Source organism: Leptolyngbya sp. CALU 1928, assembly GCF_056784215.1.
Genome location: NZ_JBXBCE010000010.1, coordinates 12,809 through 28,362 on the forward strand (window position 1 = coordinate 12,809; position 15,554 = coordinate 28,362).

At 49.8% G+C, this 15,554-nt stretch carries 16 protein-coding genes and 1 pseudogene; 9 read left to right on the forward strand and 8 right to left on the reverse strand.

What is annotated here, in order from left to right:
• The 7 genes from AC1S5B_RS22295 to AC1S5B_RS22325 all read right to left on the reverse strand — a co-directional run bounded on the left by AC1S5B_RS22295 (position 1) and on the right by AC1S5B_RS22325 (position 7,769).
• Positions 1–1,299 carry a restriction endonuclease subunit S gene (locus AC1S5B_RS22295; RefSeq protein WP_482037877.1) on the reverse strand — a complete coding sequence of 433 codons (1,299 nt, stop codon included), beginning with the start codon at positions 1,297–1,299 and terminating at the stop codon, positions 1–3.
• Complete coding sequence (locus AC1S5B_RS22300; protein ID WP_482037878.1) at positions 1,292–3,973, reverse strand: type I restriction-modification system subunit M; 2,682 nt, start codon at positions 3,971–3,973, stop codon at positions 1,292–1,294. The genes AC1S5B_RS22295 and AC1S5B_RS22300 overlap by 8 nt, the downstream gene beginning before the upstream one ends.
• A gap of 121 nt (positions 3,974–4,094) precedes the next feature.
• Positions 4,095–5,366: a hypothetical protein gene (locus AC1S5B_RS22305; RefSeq protein WP_482037879.1), complete on the reverse strand. Its 1,272-nt coding sequence runs from the start codon at positions 5,364–5,366 to the stop codon at positions 4,095–4,097.
• Positions 5,363–5,599, reverse strand: coding sequence for a hypothetical protein (locus AC1S5B_RS22310; protein WP_482037880.1), 237 nt, complete (start codon positions 5,597–5,599; stop codon positions 5,363–5,365). Before AC1S5B_RS22310 ends, AC1S5B_RS22305 begins: the two co-directional genes overlap by 4 nt.
• A gap of 363 nt (positions 5,600–5,962) precedes the next feature.
• On the reverse strand, positions 5,963–6,592 hold the full coding sequence (locus AC1S5B_RS22315; protein WP_482037881.1) for a Uma2 family endonuclease: 630 nt from the start codon (positions 6,590–6,592) through the stop codon (positions 5,963–5,965).
• Positions 6,593–6,604: 12 nt separating this feature from the next.
• Positions 6,605–6,820: a hypothetical protein gene (locus AC1S5B_RS22320; RefSeq protein WP_482037882.1), complete on the reverse strand. Its 216-nt coding sequence runs from the start codon at positions 6,818–6,820 to the stop codon at positions 6,605–6,607.
• Positions 6,821–7,172: 352 nt separating this feature from the next.
• Positions 7,173–7,769, reverse strand: a complete 597-nt coding sequence (locus tag AC1S5B_RS22325) for a tyrosine-type recombinase/integrase (RefSeq protein ID WP_482037859.1) — start codon at positions 7,767–7,769, stop codon at positions 7,173–7,175.
• Between the two features lie 99 nt (positions 7,770–7,868).
• Between AC1S5B_RS22325 and AC1S5B_RS22330 the strand changes: the two genes are divergently transcribed.
• From AC1S5B_RS22330 to AC1S5B_RS22370, 9 genes are all read left to right on the forward strand, one after another.
• Positions 7,869–8,753: a DUF4158 domain-containing protein gene (locus tag AC1S5B_RS22330; protein WP_482037883.1), complete on the forward strand. Its 885-nt coding sequence runs from the start codon at positions 7,869–7,871 to the stop codon at positions 8,751–8,753.
• On the forward strand, positions 8,705–10,855 hold the full coding sequence (locus AC1S5B_RS22335) for a Tn3 family transposase (RefSeq protein WP_482037884.1): 2,151 nt from the start codon (positions 8,705–8,707) through the stop codon (positions 10,853–10,855). The genes AC1S5B_RS22330 and AC1S5B_RS22335 overlap by 49 nt, the downstream gene beginning before the upstream one ends.
• 34 nt (positions 10,856–10,889) lie before the next feature.
• On the forward strand, positions 10,890–11,069 hold the full coding sequence (locus tag AC1S5B_RS22340; protein ID WP_482037885.1) for a hypothetical protein: 180 nt from the start codon (positions 10,890–10,892) through the stop codon (positions 11,067–11,069).
• Positions 11,038–11,244 (forward strand): hypothetical protein, encoded by a 207-nt coding sequence (locus AC1S5B_RS22345; protein WP_482037886.1) that lies wholly within the window; start codon positions 11,038–11,040, stop codon positions 11,242–11,244. Before AC1S5B_RS22340 ends, AC1S5B_RS22345 begins: the two co-directional genes overlap by 32 nt.
• Positions 11,245–11,252: 8 nt before the next feature.
• Positions 11,253–11,975: a hypothetical protein gene (locus tag AC1S5B_RS22350; protein WP_482037887.1), complete on the forward strand. Its 723-nt coding sequence runs from the start codon at positions 11,253–11,255 to the stop codon at positions 11,973–11,975.
• On the forward strand, positions 11,932–12,210 hold the full coding sequence (locus AC1S5B_RS22355; protein ID WP_482037888.1) for a hypothetical protein: 279 nt from the start codon (positions 11,932–11,934) through the stop codon (positions 12,208–12,210). Before AC1S5B_RS22350 ends, AC1S5B_RS22355 begins: the two co-directional genes overlap by 44 nt.
• Positions 12,186–13,265 (forward strand): tetratricopeptide repeat protein, encoded by a 1,080-nt coding sequence (locus AC1S5B_RS22360; RefSeq protein WP_482037889.1) that lies wholly within the window; start codon positions 12,186–12,188, stop codon positions 13,263–13,265. Before AC1S5B_RS22355 ends, AC1S5B_RS22360 begins: the two co-directional genes overlap by 25 nt.
• 75 nt (positions 13,266–13,340) lie before the next feature.
• Positions 13,341–13,526, forward strand: a complete 186-nt coding sequence (locus tag AC1S5B_RS22365) for a hypothetical protein (RefSeq protein ID WP_482037890.1) — start codon at positions 13,341–13,343, stop codon at positions 13,524–13,526.
• 38 nt (positions 13,527–13,564) lie between these two features.
• On the forward strand, positions 13,565–14,203 hold the full coding sequence (locus AC1S5B_RS22370) for a tetratricopeptide repeat protein (RefSeq protein ID WP_482037891.1): 639 nt from the start codon (positions 13,565–13,567) through the stop codon (positions 14,201–14,203).
• A 27-nt stretch (positions 14,204–14,230) separates the two neighbouring features.
• On the opposite strand, the pseudogene AC1S5B_RS22375 reads toward AC1S5B_RS22370, so the two are convergent.
• Positions 14,231–15,446, reverse strand: a pseudogene (locus tag AC1S5B_RS22375) (ISNCY family transposase); the annotation flags it as partial.
• Positions 15,447–15,554 lie beyond the last annotated feature (108 nt).

A 15,554-nucleotide genomic window follows, 5' to 3' on the forward strand; every position in this document is an offset into this window, starting at 1 on the left:
TTATACCTGGGCGGTTTCCTGGTCATTGAGTAAGGCAGTGACGCGAACGTTGCCAGTGAGAAGATCTTGCATGAGTCCGGTTTTTATCAGCCTTAATTTATCTAATTGGTATTGTTCTGTCAGTATGTTTTTCTGAATTGATTCGAGAAATTTAGAAATTGCTTGCTGCTCATAATGTTTAGGTTTCGGAAGAAGCAAGGTCTTAAATTCGGTAAGTGAAACTCTTGCTCTCGTCCCCTGAATAATTATTTCTTTAATGGCATTACGTCCAACATTTGAGTTTATGAGATAACAGAGGAACGAAGAAACAACTTCACTAGAGGGCCGAATACGAATAACGTCCTGTGTAATTACTGCTCTTTCATGAAGAATATAAGGCGCAGCATCACACGGTGGGTCTCCAACTTTAGAAATTAATATATCTCCATAATGCACATTACAAGCTTGCAACTGTTTTGCTTTTGTGCGGGTAACATGTACTGTTGAAACTCTTTGATATATTCCAGGTGAAATATCTCGAATATAAATAACTGGAACACCCTGAGATTTTAGTTCTGAAGCAAGTAAATCGCTTCCAAAAGGACCATTCACAAAAGAATTAGGCAAATTAGAAGCGAAATCAAGAAGTGGAACGACTTTCCAACCTGCGGGAATGCGCCCAATCTTAGAATCCTTAAACTCGTGAGTGGCTTCGTTACGAATATTGCCATCTTCATCAATGCCCTTGGTCAGTAAGTCCTGCATCAGTCCGGTTTTGATGCGCTGCTGTTTGGCGATGATTGCCTCAGTTTGCTCAATGGCGCGATCGATCGTAGAGAGAATCTCGGCAATTTTTTGCTGCTCGGAAAATGATTCTGGGATTGTCAAATCTAGGGCTAATAAATCAGCTTTGAGAATGCCGTTGATGCTAGTTCCCTGATTAAGTTTCTTTAGCTCCTCAATCCGTGACTGTATGCAATAGAACATAAAGTCAACACTGACATTCTCATGAAAGTAGACTCCAGTTGTATCTTGACTAACTGCGATATCGAAAGGTGCGATCGCTACCTTCCCAACCCCAGTTCGAGTAACAACTAGTAAATTCCCAGCCTTAATAATATGTGTGTTGCTACGATGAACGGCTTCTTCACTGATATAGCGGCGCGGTTCAGCTATTTTCTGGTTCAGGAAGTCAGCTCCAGTAATCCAAGGAACCGAGCCTGACCAGTATTTAGCAATGCTTGTATCTGGTGTACCACCCGTCAGTAAGGATACACAAATTTCACCAAATGTAAGGTTAAGCCATCCTTTCTTATCCATATCCCAACTTAACCAAAAACTGTTTTAACTCGGCTAGGGTCTGCTCTCGCTCTGACTCTAGCTTCTGGCTCGACACGGCATACTTGTCCCACAAGTTCTCAACTGTGGCGATGAGCGCCCGCTTTTCTGCATTCAGATAACGGGTAAGCTGCTCTTTCACCCAGTCGTAGAGCTTTTTCAGAATCAGGGTTTTTGCCTCTGCATCGGTCATCTGCCCATCGATCGCAGCCAGCACCCCATCAATCCGCGATAGCCGTAGCTCCAGTGCTGCCTTGTCCTTATGCAGCGCGGTGATTTGCTTCTTGTCGTCCTTGTGGTTTGGGTTCAGCGCTTCAAGCTGGGTTTCCACCTGTTGCAGCAGTTCGCTGGTTTCTGCCTTTGCCTCATCACCGCCGATGCGTTTCAGGCGCAGCTTCAGCTCTAGCTCGTTTTGCTCTTGCTTCAGCGTGTCCTTGAACTGCTTGATGCGCTTCTCGATCGCGGCGATGGCATCAAATGCCGTTTCGTAGGACTGGCGCTCTTTAGTGGCAGAACTGCCTGCGGAGCTTTGCAAGTCATCAATCAACTCCTTGAGTGCTTTCTTGATGATCGTTGCCGTCACGGTTTCCCCTTCTTCCGGCTCGTAACTGGCAACCTCCTGCGCTGACTCCACAGCCTCGCTCAGTTCGCCCTGAGCCGCACTAATCTTGCTCTCCAGTTCCTCAATCCGATCTACCTCCGCCTGGAAAAAAGCCGCCAGCAAGTACTCGTCAGGAATCAGCGTATGGTGCCAGCCAGTATTGACGATCGTCTTCAGGTCATAGCGGATTTGCTGCCACCAGTTAACAAACACACCCGCCGACTGGAAGGCATCCAGCACCCCCAGCGGCATCAGCTTCTCTCTAAGGCTGGTCAGTAGCTCCTGGCGCACCTGCGGCAGAATATTGTTCCCTTCCAGCTTGGCAAAATCGTCCCGTGCCTCTTGCCACCAGCTTTCTAGCGTCGTGTGGTGGGCGCTGACCACGGCTTGCAGGTCAGGGTTTGCCTCCAGCCGCTCCTTAATCGCTGCTTTGCTGGCAACGTCTGGGCAAAAGGCAGCATAGCCAGGGCGATCGGACACAAACAGCGTCTCTGGCTTCACTCCAAATTTGGCAAACGTGCCATGCTGCGCGGCAATTTCTGCCTCTGGGATGCCACCCATCAGGTGCGCCTTCACATCCTCCGGTTCCGGCTCTGGCGTATTGTCCACATAGCGGCGGATATTGAGGTTGTAGTCGTGCTGCTCGACGATTTCCTGTTTATCCACCAGGCGGCTGTATTTGGGGTACTCCTGCTTGTGAGTGAACACCGAATCGATTTTTTCGATGTCCTCTGGACGCAACTTGTTCTGGGCTTTGCCTTCGGCATATTCGCGATCGGCGTTGATAAACAGGATCTTGTCCCGTAGCTCGTCGGGCTTGCTTTTGTTCATCACCAGAACGCAGGCGGGAATCCCTGTCCCATAGAACAAACCGGGCGGTAGGCTGACGATCGCCTCGATTACGTCATCCTCAATCAAAATTTCCCGAATCAGCTTCTCTTTCCCGCCACGAAACAGCACCCCATGCGGCATCACGGTCGCCATGTGTCCGTCTGGCTTCAGGCTGGCGATCATGTGCTGCACAAACATCAGGTCAGCCTTCTTGCCAGTCTCCGGGCAGAATTCGCGAAAGCGGTTGCTGTACTTCAGACTGGCACGGCTGTAATTTTGCGAGAACGGCGGATTCGCCAGCACCCGGTCAAACTTGCGAACTTGACTATTCTCAAAAATCAGCGGATCTTCCAGCGTGTCCCCGTTCTCGATCGTGAAGCGGCTGATGTTATGCAGGATCATGTTCATGTTGCAGATCGACCAGACCGTGCCGTTCGAGTCCTGCCCGTAGAGCGCCAAGTCATTCGGGTCTTGCCCCTGCTCCTCGACATACTGATGAGACTGAATCAGAAAGCCACCAGAACCCACCGTAGGATCATAGACGGTATTGCCCGCCTGGGGTTTGACCAACTGCACCAAGAGCCGCACCACCTCCGCCGGAGTGTAAAATTCGCCGCCCTTCTTCCCGGCGCTGTCGGCGAAGTATTTAATCAGGTATTCGTAAGCCGCTCCCAGCAGGTCAGGAAACTCAAAGTTGTCGTTGACCAGCACAAACTGCGGCTGGTTGAAGTGATCCAGCAAGTCTTTCCATTTCTGGTCGGGGATTTTGGTCTTGCCCTTGGTGGCGTTGAAATCGATGTTGTTCTTCAACACCCCAGCCAGGGCATCATTGGCATCTTCCACGGCTGCCAAAGCCTTGTTTAGCATATTGCCGATGTCCTGCTTCAGGTGCTTTAGCGGGGGCACCTGAGATTCCTTGCCATCCTCATCGGTGTCGATCCAAGGCTCATGCCAGCGAGCGCGAAGCGGCACAAAGAAAGTCTCACCGTAGGAGGTTTTGCTCTCCAGCAAGTCCGCTAGCAACGCCGGATCGTCGATGTGGGCGAATTGCTTTTTGATGAGCTGCTGACGCTTGCGATCAAACTCATCCGACAGACGCTTGAGAAAAAGCATCCCAAAGATGAATTCCTTAAATTCGGATGCATCCATCTTGCCCCGCAGGATATCGGCGGATTTGAAGAGGAAGGTTTCAAGCTGGTTGAGGGTGATTTTTTCGTGCTGCAACTGCGATACCTGACTTGTGAGAATAGTGTGGCTGACTACCCTACTCTGCGGAGAATGGGTAAGAAGGTTGCCCCTACAAGAGTAACTAATCCTTTAAGAATAAAAACTCAATGATCACTCCTTACTCCGGCGGCTCGGGTTTCTGGAGTGCCTGCAAATACTGAATTAGCTGTGTCTCGTCCAACCTGGTTAAGCCATTGGCAGTTACACCAATTAATTTAGAAATTGCAGATGGACGATCGCTGCGGATAATCCCTCTTTCTTCCTCGTAAGCAGGAATCAGCGCCCGCGCTGTAATTACTTCGTCTTCACTGGGCTTGCTAACTACGGGTGGCGTTTTAGTGGGAGTAGGGAATGGGGAAAGAGGGATAGGGGATCTCCCCATTTTCACATTCTCACTAGGGGCATTGACCAACTGCCCAATCTCCTCGATGGGGAGATCCCGCAATTCCTCGAAAGTGCCTAGGGGTGACTGATCCGAGCGGCGATAAATAGTTGCCACGCCCTGGCGATCGATCTCATAAATTGAATTGGGAAAGGATTGATTTACCTCCCAAATCCACGCCGCGAGTCCGGCGATTACCGCAGAAGGCGGTGGGCTAACTGGGATAGCCGCTGCTTTAGGAATATTGAGTGTGTGCCCCTTGATGATCGCAGCACTCAGCAGCGCCTCTAAGCACTTTACGCCGCCCTTTAACCGCTGTTGCTCGGTCGCTGCGATCGCATTCCGCACTCTTTGCTGGATTTCCTCTGGTGAGGAATTTCGGGCAATATTGGCGATCGCTTGCTGGACTGGTTTTTTGGATGCCAATTTTGGACTCCCACACTTCACACCGTACTCTGCGATTAACCCCAGCGCTTCGATGGTTGGTTCGGTTCCTAATTCTGGGTTCGGTTCTTGATTCTGGGATTTTAGTTTTGGTGCAGGATTAGATCGAATTCCCTCTTTCTGTTTAGGGCTGTTAGCAAAACTTTCTTCCTTTGTAGTTAGTTCTTCTTTTATATCTTTTAAAGAATAGGTAACCAGAGAATCGGGGTTTGAGGGCTGTTTTTTTCCGTTTTTGTCGCGATCGCTGGAATTTTTCTGCACAATGCCTGGATCAATTACTCGCGCCCGGAACCAATATTCCCAGCTTCGGCGATCGCTCTCCAGCAAACCTGATTTGATTAATTCCTTAAATGCTTTGCACAGCCAACGCACAGAATATTTCAACTTGCCCGCTAAATCGTGCAGATTGAATTCGATTACTGCACCTGGGGGCGCAGTACGGCGCAATTCCCGCCACAGAGCACCCGCAGCCGGGATTAGTCCGCGGAGGAGTTGATCAACCTCTTCAGTGATACCAGCGAAAGGAGCATCGTATCCGAGTTTGGGGAAGGTTGCGCGGCTCATGACTGAACCTCCAACACTTTTAACGCGGTTCCTGCCCCAAGCTGAGAGAAGTCTTTCCACAACAGCCTAATGGGTCGCCACTGGCTGATCAGCAGCCTCACCGGATAGGCAAGATCAGGCATTTGAAGAAAACTTTTTATCCAAGCCGCCGATACTGTATGGGGCAGCATTGGTGTCTGGGATGAAAGTTTGTAGCGTTGGACGGATTTTTGGGCTAATATTTTAGTAGTCAAGGGGTTTGTCCTTGCATTTCAAAATCCGCCTATCTTCCGAGGTCTGTTGGCATCAGTACTCTGGGTCGGATAGGTCGGGTGGACGATTTAATTCTGCTTCTTTGAAAGCGGTCGCTACTGCATTGGTGCGACCGCTTTTAACAATATCCGATATTCAATAAAATCGCACCCCCTTTCTTGAAAATTGCCGATTCTCGAAACTGGCTCTACAAAATAGCTTTTGGGAAAAACAATTAGCGATGGCGATGAGTTTTATCAGTACTTTTGAATTGGTTCGGGGACATTTTCAGTTAGCGTCGATGACGATTTTTCAGGTCGTTAGAACGAGCTTTAAAGGTTTGCGGGTAGTGATCGCTGTAGAACTTACAGGTTAGCCATTGCAAAGATTTGGTCAGCCGTTAGTTGCAGCGTTGGAAAAACAAGCGATTCAATTAAAGTGCTTCCCCTAAATTGCTTAGGTTGATATTCTTGCTCCTCAGTCAAGGTGTAGACGGTGATGGTTGGCTGCTTAGGCTTTCCTATAAACCGAATACCGCCAACCCCGGCATAATCTACAACCCAATACTCTGAGATGCCAGCCTCCTCATATTCTCCGACCTTACTTTCGTAGTCATCCTTCCAGTTGGAGCTAACAACCTCAATCACTAAAGGTGGAGGGAGGTAAGCAGCAGCCGAGCTTGAGCTATTTCTCATTTTTTCCCATTCACCTTTGGCAAACACGACAATATCAGCCTTTCGGCTTTCCTGCCGCCCTGTCAGGACATGGGGCTTTAACAAAACTTGCTTACTTTGGCGAGGGACATAAGGTAAGTCCTTCTCGACGCAATGGCTATCAAGAGAGATACAAAGGTGATGTACCACATCTTCATGCTTCGCGTTTGGATCGGTAATTGGCATTGGATACCCATCACGTAATTCAAAGTTTCGTCCTGAGCCGTCATCCCAGGCTAGAAACTCCTCAAAAGTCAGTGGTCTTTCAGCAGTTGCGTACATGAGATTGCTCCCTTACTTGCCCTTGCTAGGGGCTGGCTTTTCTAATTGATTCAACGCTTCATCTAGGAGCCTGTCAGCAAGATCGCCCATTGACTCCTTCAGCATGACGCTTTGAAGTTTCAAGCGATCGCGGATAGACTCTCTCACTCGAACCTGAAGCATTACAAACTCATCTACTTTTTTTTCTGGCATTGATAGCAATACCGATAGCTTGTCTATTGCAATCATTATCTTCCTTAAATAAGGTTTGAGCCATATTATCCCTAATAACTTTAATAAGAACATTAGGTTAGTTAAGTTTTGCGATCGCCTACTCCTCTTCTAAAAGCTGAATTTCGTCTGGATTTATGTCTTGTGCTTCTCCCCTCAAAATCTGCCTCTACATTTCATCAAGAGTAATGCCGCGCTTTTTGGCTAAGTAAGCAACCCGCTCTTTAATGCGGTCTTTCCTTTCTTGCAGTTTGGCACATAGCAAACTGTTCGCCTGCGTTGATGCTGTTCTTTGATAGGGTTGAGGATACGACCGAGATTGGTAAACGGCTTAGTTTTAGCAACGGAAAAATTTTGGTCGTTAAGGAGATCAGTCCTGCCAGAAGTCATTGAAACGGTCTGGTGACAACTCCGTGTAGCGCACTGTGTGCTGAATGTTCTTATGTCCCAGGTAGTGCTGAATAGATCGTGTGTCATGCCCGTCATTGACTAACTTATAGCCACACCCATGCCGCAGCATGTGGGGATGAACTGGAAACGTAAGAGACGAATGACTGCCAATACGACTGAGCAACTTACGAAACCCAGCAGCAGTCATAGGGCTACCCCGTTCTGTAACGAAGAGATAGGGGAATGTCTCGGACTCTCGTTGCAACTTCCGCAATGCTCGTAGTTCTGGAGCATGTAAGGGATGAACACTGGGAATGCCATGCTTCAGTCGTCTAACGTGCAACAGTCCTGCCTCTAGATCGACCTGGTTCCATCGCAATGAACACAGTTCTGATACTCGCAAGCCATGTCGATAAGCCAGAAGGATCATGGTGGCATCTCGGTGCCCATAGCGCCCATACGTTTTCGCGACCGCAATTAACTCTTCCACTTCTTTAGGTGTGAGATATTCACGCGGTCGCTTTTGAGCATTGGGAAGATGTCTCGGTGGAACTGTCCCATTTTCGATAGTTGGCATCTCTAGTCTCGACCTCGCAAACTCGGCTTTTTCAGGCAGTTTTAGGAATAGACTGTCCCATTTACAAACCATAATGGGACAGTTTGTCCTCTTTGAACCATGCCTGTCCAGTTCCTATCGCAAGCAAATCATGACCAATTGAATCGCTTTCCTCAAGAAATCAGCCATGAGGAATTAAACAGTTTCTTTTTACTCTCTTCTGCTGACCATCAGGAAATTGATTCTATTCGAGGAAATCACAACCGTTTAGGATTTTCACTACAACTGGGTTGCTTAAGGTATCTAGGTTTTTTCCCAGACGATCTCTTGCAAATTCCTCAAGTTGTTGTGGAGTACGTCGCTCAACAGTTAGCGATTGTAGCGGAACTCTTGGCATTTTACGGCAAACGCACCAGCACCCAACGCCACCACCAACGGCAAATTCAAAAACTGGCAGGGTATCGTCGAGCCACGACTGCCGATATTGTAAAGCTAGAGCAGTGGCTTTTGCAAAGAGCTTTGGAGCATGACAAGCCCACGTTATTGTTCACAATGGCGTGTGAATTCCTGAAGCAGAACAAGATTATCCGCATCGGCACCACTCGCTTGGCACATAAGGTCTCTAAGGCAAGGCACGAGGCTCAAAATACAATCTATCAAAGTTTGCAATCGTTACTGACCAAGGATTGTTGCTTGGTTCTGGACAAGTTACTGAAGGTGGATGACGATCTGGGGCGAACCCCCTTGTCCTGGTTGCAGAGAACTCCCACTGGAGACAACCCCAAACAAATCCTGGAAACCCTTGATAAGATTGCCTTCTTGCAACAGCACCAAGTCAATCAGTGGAAGCTGACCCAACTCAACCCTAACCGTATCAACCACTTGGCAAGAATTGAGAGTACAGAGCAACCAATCAATATCTGCAACGTGCAAATGAAGCCAAACAATATCCCATCTTGGCTGCGTTCCTCAAGCAATCTCTCTACAACTTTACCGATGACTTGATTGAGATGGTAGACCAACGAATTTGGAAGTTGTACGGTGAGGCAAAGCGGCACTTTGAACAAGACCGGTTGAAAGCGACTGCAACGATTAACGAGAAACTTCAGACTCTGTATGATTTGGGACAGATTCTGCTCAACCCAGAGGTAGAAGACCATACCATCCGCGCGAAGACATTTGAACAGATTAGTCAGATACAATTACAAACGGCACTTGAAGAAGCAAAACAGCTCATTCGTCCACAGAATGATGCGTATGTAGACTACTTTGGGAAGTCATATCAACGGGTACGGCACTTCTCCAGTCGCTTTCTGGCAACGCTTCAATTCCAATCTGGTCAGGAGGGTCAAGGATTACTGAAGGCGCTTCAATTGGTGCGAGAAATCCATGCAGGAATTCGCCGCAAAGTGCCGGATGACGCACCTACCGGATTCGTACCGGAGGCATGGCTGTCCTACGTGGTGCAACCCGACGGGATCATCGGCTCGCTCTACGAGCTGGCTGCTCTGTGGATGCTGCGGCAGGAATTACGTTCTGGAGCAATTTACCTGACCCATAGCCGTCGATTTAGTGAATTAGAGAGCTACTTCATTCCCCAAGAGAAGTGGGTTGTCCAACGTGATCAGACAGTAAACCTCCTGGGAACACCCCTTGAGGCTCAAGCGCGTTTGGCAGAACGGGAAACCGAATTGTTCTCCTTAATGGATGCGGTAGAAACCTTACTGAATGACTTCCCAGATGGAGATTTGCGAGAAGAAAAGGGCGAACTGGTATTGTCACCGATTGAAGCTCAGGAACGATCTGCTGAATTGAAGCAACTGGCTCAGGCGATCTCAACCCGTTTACCTCAACTCGACATTACAGACTTGCTGATTGAGGTTGATGGCTGGACAGGCTTCTCAGATGCATTCAAACACCTCGGCGGATCATCCCATCGAGACAATCACCTGTTGCTGCATCTATATGGCTGTCTCTTGGCACAAGCCTGCAACCTAGAATTAAAGCAACTGGCAACGTCTGCGGCACTGTCCTATCCTCATTTGAGTTGGTGCAACACCTGGTATATTCGTGAAGACACGTTGCGGGAAGCCAATGATGCACTGGTGAACTACCACTACCGCCAACCCTTAAGTCAACTCTGGGGTGGTGGGACGTTGTCTTCATCGGATGGGCAACGATTCCCAGTTAAAGGGTCGGTGCGGCAGGGGCGGGCAGTTCCGCGCTATTTCGGCTATGGCAAAGGCATTACATTTTATAGCTGGACCAGTGATCAATTCTCGCAGTATGGCTCTAAAGCAGTGCCAACGACGGTTAGAGATGCCACCTACGTCCTTGACGAGATTCTGAATAACGAAACTGAACTGCCGATTCTGGAGCATACTACTGACACCGCAGGATACACCGAAGTCGTCTTCGCCTTGTTTGATTTATTAGGTTTACAATTCTCCCCCCGCATTCGCGATTTGGCAGACCAGCAGCTTTACCGCACCAGTGCTGTTAATTTGGAAAACTACCCTAACCTCAAAAGCCATCTCTCCAACGTCATCAATCAAGAACGGATTGTTCAGCATTGGGATGATATGTTGCGGTTAGCAGGGTCACTCAAACAGGGATGGGTAACGGCTTCGCTGATTATGCAAAAATTGCAGGCGTTCCCACGCAAACATCCCTTGACACGGGCACTGCAGGAGTATGGCAGGTTGATCAAGACCATTCACATTCTGCGTTGGTATGCCGACGAGACCAATCGTCGCAGACTCAATCGCCAGCTCAACAAAGGGGAAGCACTACATAGCCTGCGCTCTCATCTGTGTTATGCCAATCAGGGAGAAATCCGAGGGCAGCAGGATGAACAACTACACAATCAGGTTGGCTGCCTGAATTTAGTAACGAATGCGGTGATCGTCTGGAACTCGGTTTACATCGAGAAGGTGGTTCAACAGTTGAAGCAAGAGGGGCAGTTTCCAGGGGATGAAGAGTTGAAACATATCTGGCCCACTCGATATGCTCACATCAATGTTTATGGACGGTATCACTTTAACCAGGAGCAGGTTGGCAAGAAACAGCAACTCCGAGAGCTACGCCAGCCTGGGCTTCAGTCTTAACGACCAAAATTTTTCCCGTTGCTAAAACTAAGCCTTGTTGAAGTATTTGCAGCAGAAGTGCTGTAAGCGGTTGCGGCAGGAACAATGGCAACAGGTAAAGGGGCGCTCGGATGGAGAGCTTGCCCAAGTGATGGAGCGGGCTAAACCCCTGGAAAACTGTGAGCCAGTGCCAGCGGTGCTGATTGATTTTGCCCCAACGGGAGGGAGGGAATGAGCGTCCGCAAGACTCGTTTTATGGGCTGCTGCTGCTGCGGAAACAACTGGCGGAGGCAGTGGAACAGTCAAAGCTGGGCTATGGGCTGAAATTTCCCCGGTATGACTTTGCCTGTATCTGGTATTTGCACCGAAAGGGTGAGTCGCGGGAAACATTAAGGCGCTGTTTCCCTTAACAGAGGCAGTGGGAGCGATCGCCGCATTGATTGATATTGTCAGCAAAAATCCAGTAGGGACTGCGGGTAAGGCTGTGCTCGACTTCTTTGTGAAGGACTTGGGGCAAAAGTTCACGTTGTATCTAGCGCGGACTGGGCTGACGCAGGAGCAGGTAAAAGCAATCTGCCAGAAAGACCTGAACACAGAGTTGATTAATGAGTTGCCGGGTTGGTTTGCCGAGGATTTGAACGTGGCGATGGAGCAGCCCCAAGCTCCCGAACGGATTGTGCTGCTGTTTGATGCCCATGAAGCCTTTTGGGGACATGAGCGGGGGCTGCCAAAGAAAGGCTACTTTTATCGGGATGAGTGGCTGCGGCAACTGTTGCTGGGGCTGAACCTGGAATTGGGGATTGTGGTGGTGGTGGCGGGACAAGATGCACCCCGGTGGCAGGAGGAGGAAGCGATGAAAGCGGGGACGGACATTAAGCCTGAGCATGTGAATTTGCAACAGGTGGGGAATTTGTCGGAAGCCGATGGGTTGATTTATCTGGAGCGAGAGCCGATAGGGATTACGGGGGAACTGGCTGAAGCAGTGATGAACTATGCCCAGGTGTCTGCTGGGGAAGTGCACCCCCTATCTGGGTTTGGGAGCGGATGTAGTGATGCAGGCGCGGAGTCAGGGAATCAGCCTGACCGCAGCGGATTTTGTGAGTTTGCCCGAAGCCCAGAAGAAAGCAGCCGTGCTGATTGAGCGATTGCTGAAATATGTGAGTGAGTCGGTGCGGGATGGGATCTATGCCTTGAGCGCCTGTCGATCATTTGATCTAAACCTGTACCAACTGCTGGCAAAAGCCCTGAACTTCCCGCCCTATGATGCCGATTTTCGGTTGTTGACTGGATTTTCCTTTGTGACGAGTTCCCCGGTGGCGACCGTCGGAGGGCGACGGAGAGGCGCTATCGGATGCATGACTTGCTGCGGCGGTTGAACGATGAATGGGGAGAGGAAAAGACCCAAGCGGCGCACCAGGTATTGGAGCAATACTACCGGGAACAAGGGCAAGTCGCAGAAGCAATTTTTCATCTTAATCGGCTGGACTGGCAGCCAGGGGTGCGGGATTGGGTAGAGGTGTTTGATGAAGCGTTGAAGCTGAGCCGCTATGAACTCTGCCGGGAACTGCTAGAGGTGCGGAGCGACCTGGTTGTGCCGGATGATTTGCACCTGGGCTGGATTTCTCAATGGGAAGGGGAGTATTTTCAGCGCCTTGCCCGGTACGAAGCCGCTGAGCAGGAGTATCGAGAAGCCATTGCCGCCTATGATAGCGCCCTGAGTAAAGCGCCAGACTCTATCGAGGCGCTGAACAACAAGGGGATCACCTTGCAATGTCTAGGGGATTTGCAAGCCGGACTGTCCCAGTATGGATTGGCACTAAGCAGTTATGAACAAGCGATTGCCGCCTATGGTAGCGTCCTAGCCAAAACCCCGGACTATATCAATGCGCTGAACAACAAGGGGAATGCCCTGCGCCAAAGTATGGGAGATTTGCAAGCAGGGCTAGCTCAACATGGGGAGGCGCTGACCAGCTACGAGCAGGCGATTGCTGCCTATGGTAGCGTCCTGGACAAATCCCCAAACTCTATCGAGGCGCTGAACAACAAGGGGAATGCCCTCCAAAGTATGGGAGATTTGCAAGCAGGACTGTCTGAGCATGGGGAGGCGCTGACAAGCTATGGGCAGGCGATAGGGGTTTATGATGCTGCCCTCGCCCAGGCACCGGACTATATCAATGCGCTGAACAACAAGGGGAACACTCTGCAAAGTATGGGAGCTTTGCAAGCGGGACTAGCTCAGCATCGGGGGGCGCTGACGAGCTATGGGCAGGCGATAGGGGTTTATGATAGCGTCCTGGATATAGCTCCAAACTATATTGCTGCGCTGAACAACAAGGGAACCACCCTGAAAAGTCTGGGGGATTTGCAGACAGGGCTAGCTCAACATGGGGAGGCGCTGACTACTTATCAGCAGGCGATTGCCGCCTATTGATAGCGCCCTTGATACAGCCCCAGGTATATCGCTGCGCTGAATAATAAGGGTCTCACCCTGAAAAGTCTGGGGGATTTGCAAGCAGGGCTAGCTCAGCATGGGGAGGCGCTGATCACTTATCAGCAGGCGATTGTCGCCTTTGATAGCACCCTTGATATAGCCCCCGACTCTACCAAGGTGCTGAATAATAAGGGTCTCACCTTGCACAGTCTAGGGAATTTGCAAGCACGGCTGGCTCAGCATGGGAACATGGCGAGCTGATCACTTATCAGCAAGCGATAGGGGTTTATGATAGCGTCTTGGATAAAGCTCCAGACTATATCAATGCGCTGAACAACAAGGGGAACACCCTGCAATGTCTAGGAGACTTGCAAACGGGGCTGGCTCAGTATGGGGAGGCGCTGACTACTTATCAGCAGGCGATTGGGGTTTATGACAGCGCCTTGGATAAAGCCCCAGACTATATCAATGCGCTGAGCAACAAGGGAAACACCCTGAAAGGATTAGGAGATTTGCAGGCAGGACTGTCTAAGCATGGGGAGGCGCTGAGCAGTTATCAGCAGGCAATTGCCGCCTTTGATAGCGCCCTTGATAAAGCCCCAGACTATATCAATGCGCTGAACAACAAGGGAAACACCCTGAAAAGACTGGGAGATTTGCAAGCTGGACTGTCTCAGCATAGGGAGGCTCTAAGCACCTATGAGCAGGCGATTGGGGTTTATGATAGCGCCCTTGATAAAGCTCCAGACTATATCAATGCACTGAACAACAAGGGAAACACCCTGAAAAGACTGGGAGATTTGCTGCTGATTACGTTTGAGGAAAGGACAGAGGATGGCATAGTATGCCTCTGGAGTGCCAGCAATTCCAAATTCAAAAATTTAAGAGGAATCAGTGATAGGAGAGGGGTCTGCATCGGAGAGCATAAAGTCAATTAGATGCTGCCAACTATTGAATAGCAAATACTTAGTCAGGCTGAGGATGTCTTGAAAGAAACCCTTGCGAGTGCCCCGTTGGTGGCGAATTTTCTGATAAGACGTGTCCACTAGATGAAGCACTGTATGGAACAGGAAAGCCAGGAGATTGAGCGTGAGCAAAAAGTTGGCTAAATGCTGTCTGCCCATGCCCAAAGTTGTGTTCGAGATGGTACCCCTTGGTTTTGAGGACATTGTGATTTTCGTTTTCGGTCTTCCACCGACTTCTACCAGCAGCGACCACTGAGGCAACGGTGGTATGACCCAAGCGATGGTGGGTGATGAAGGCATTATGGTAGAGCACCTGAGCGTCGTGTTCCCGGGTAACGACCAGTTCGCACCAATTGACCAGCAAGGCGGGTTGAGTGTCCCGAATCGGCACGAGATTGGCATAGCGGTAGTGATAAATCGCTGGAGTGCGCTGGTGGCATTGCCGGATTTCTAGGGTCTCGAGCGCCCCCAAAACCTCAAGCACGTGCAAGCGCTGGTACAGAGCAGGGTGAGAGTCGGGTAGAGCGGTAAAAATGAAGTTTATGCCAAGCTCTATACACTGCTGAACCATCGGTTGACGACTATAGAGGTCATCCCCCAGCAGCGTTATTGGGTGTTGGGCAAATTGCCCCGCATGGGTCTGCATCCAGCGTTTAGCCGCCACCACTTCGCAGTCTTGTTTCACAGACCCATCTTGCGGACTGATAAATTCGGGGGCTAAGGCAATCACCTGCGACTGACCAGGAGCGACAATCACGGGTAGAATCGCGCTATGAAAATAGGTCACACGCCCATTTTTATGCGTTCGAGTTGAACACTGCTGACACTGAATTTTCTGCGAACTGAAATATTGCGTCCCGTCTAAGGTGACTAACAAATGCCCTCCCAAGCAGGTGTATGCCTGCAAGTATCCCCCTTGCCTCAAACCTCGATACACCTGCTCAAACACACCCGTTAGGACAGGTGCAGCCAGGTGATCCAAAATATTGCGGATTTGCGGTGTACTCGGAATTTGAGCTAACCCAAACAATGTTTGAGCGTTATCCTTGCCCTGCCGACTCTGCATTTGCCGTTGGTGCTCCAGGAAAGACTCGCACTGCATGAAAAACACGCTAAACGCTGCCAAGATTGCGTCACTCACGCTGTAGCGGGTGCCGTTACTCGCTTGCCTTGGGTCTTCAATCCGACTGATGGCTTGATGCAGATAGCCTAACAACACCCCAAAACTTAAAGGCAATGATTCCATCACCGTGCTCCCACGAGGTGTTTCCTTATCCTCCAGTCTGATTCAGCGAGTTGTCAAAGTTTTGAATTTGGAATTGCT

What these genes read in the sequence shown, in the direction of transcription:
- AC1S5B_RS22295 (WP_482037877.1), bottom strand. Translation starts at nt 1,299, where the DNA reads ATGGATAAGAAAGGATGGCTTAACCTTACATTTGGTGAAATTTGTGTA.
- AC1S5B_RS22305 (WP_482037879.1), bottom strand. Translation starts at nt 5,366, where the DNA reads ATGAGCCGCGCAACCTTCCCCAAACTCGGATACGATGCTCCTTTCGCT.
- AC1S5B_RS22315 (WP_482037881.1), bottom strand. Translation starts at nt 6,592, where the DNA reads ATGTACGCAACTGCTGAAAGACCACTGACTTTTGAGGAGTTTCTAGCC.
- AC1S5B_RS22320 (WP_482037882.1), bottom strand. Translation starts at nt 6,820, where the DNA reads ATGATTGCAATAGACAAGCTATCGGTATTGCTATCAATGCCAGAAAAA.
- AC1S5B_RS22325 (WP_482037859.1), bottom strand. Translation starts at nt 7,769, where the DNA reads ATGCCAACTATCGAAAATGGGACAGTTCCACCGAGACATCTTCCCAAT.
- AC1S5B_RS22330 (WP_482037883.1), top strand. Translation starts at nt 7,869, where the DNA reads ATGCCTGTCCAGTTCCTATCGCAAGCAAATCATGACCAATTGAATCGC.
- AC1S5B_RS22360 (WP_482037889.1), top strand. Translation starts at nt 12,186, where the DNA reads ATGCATGACTTGCTGCGGCGGTTGAACGATGAATGGGGAGAGGAAAAG.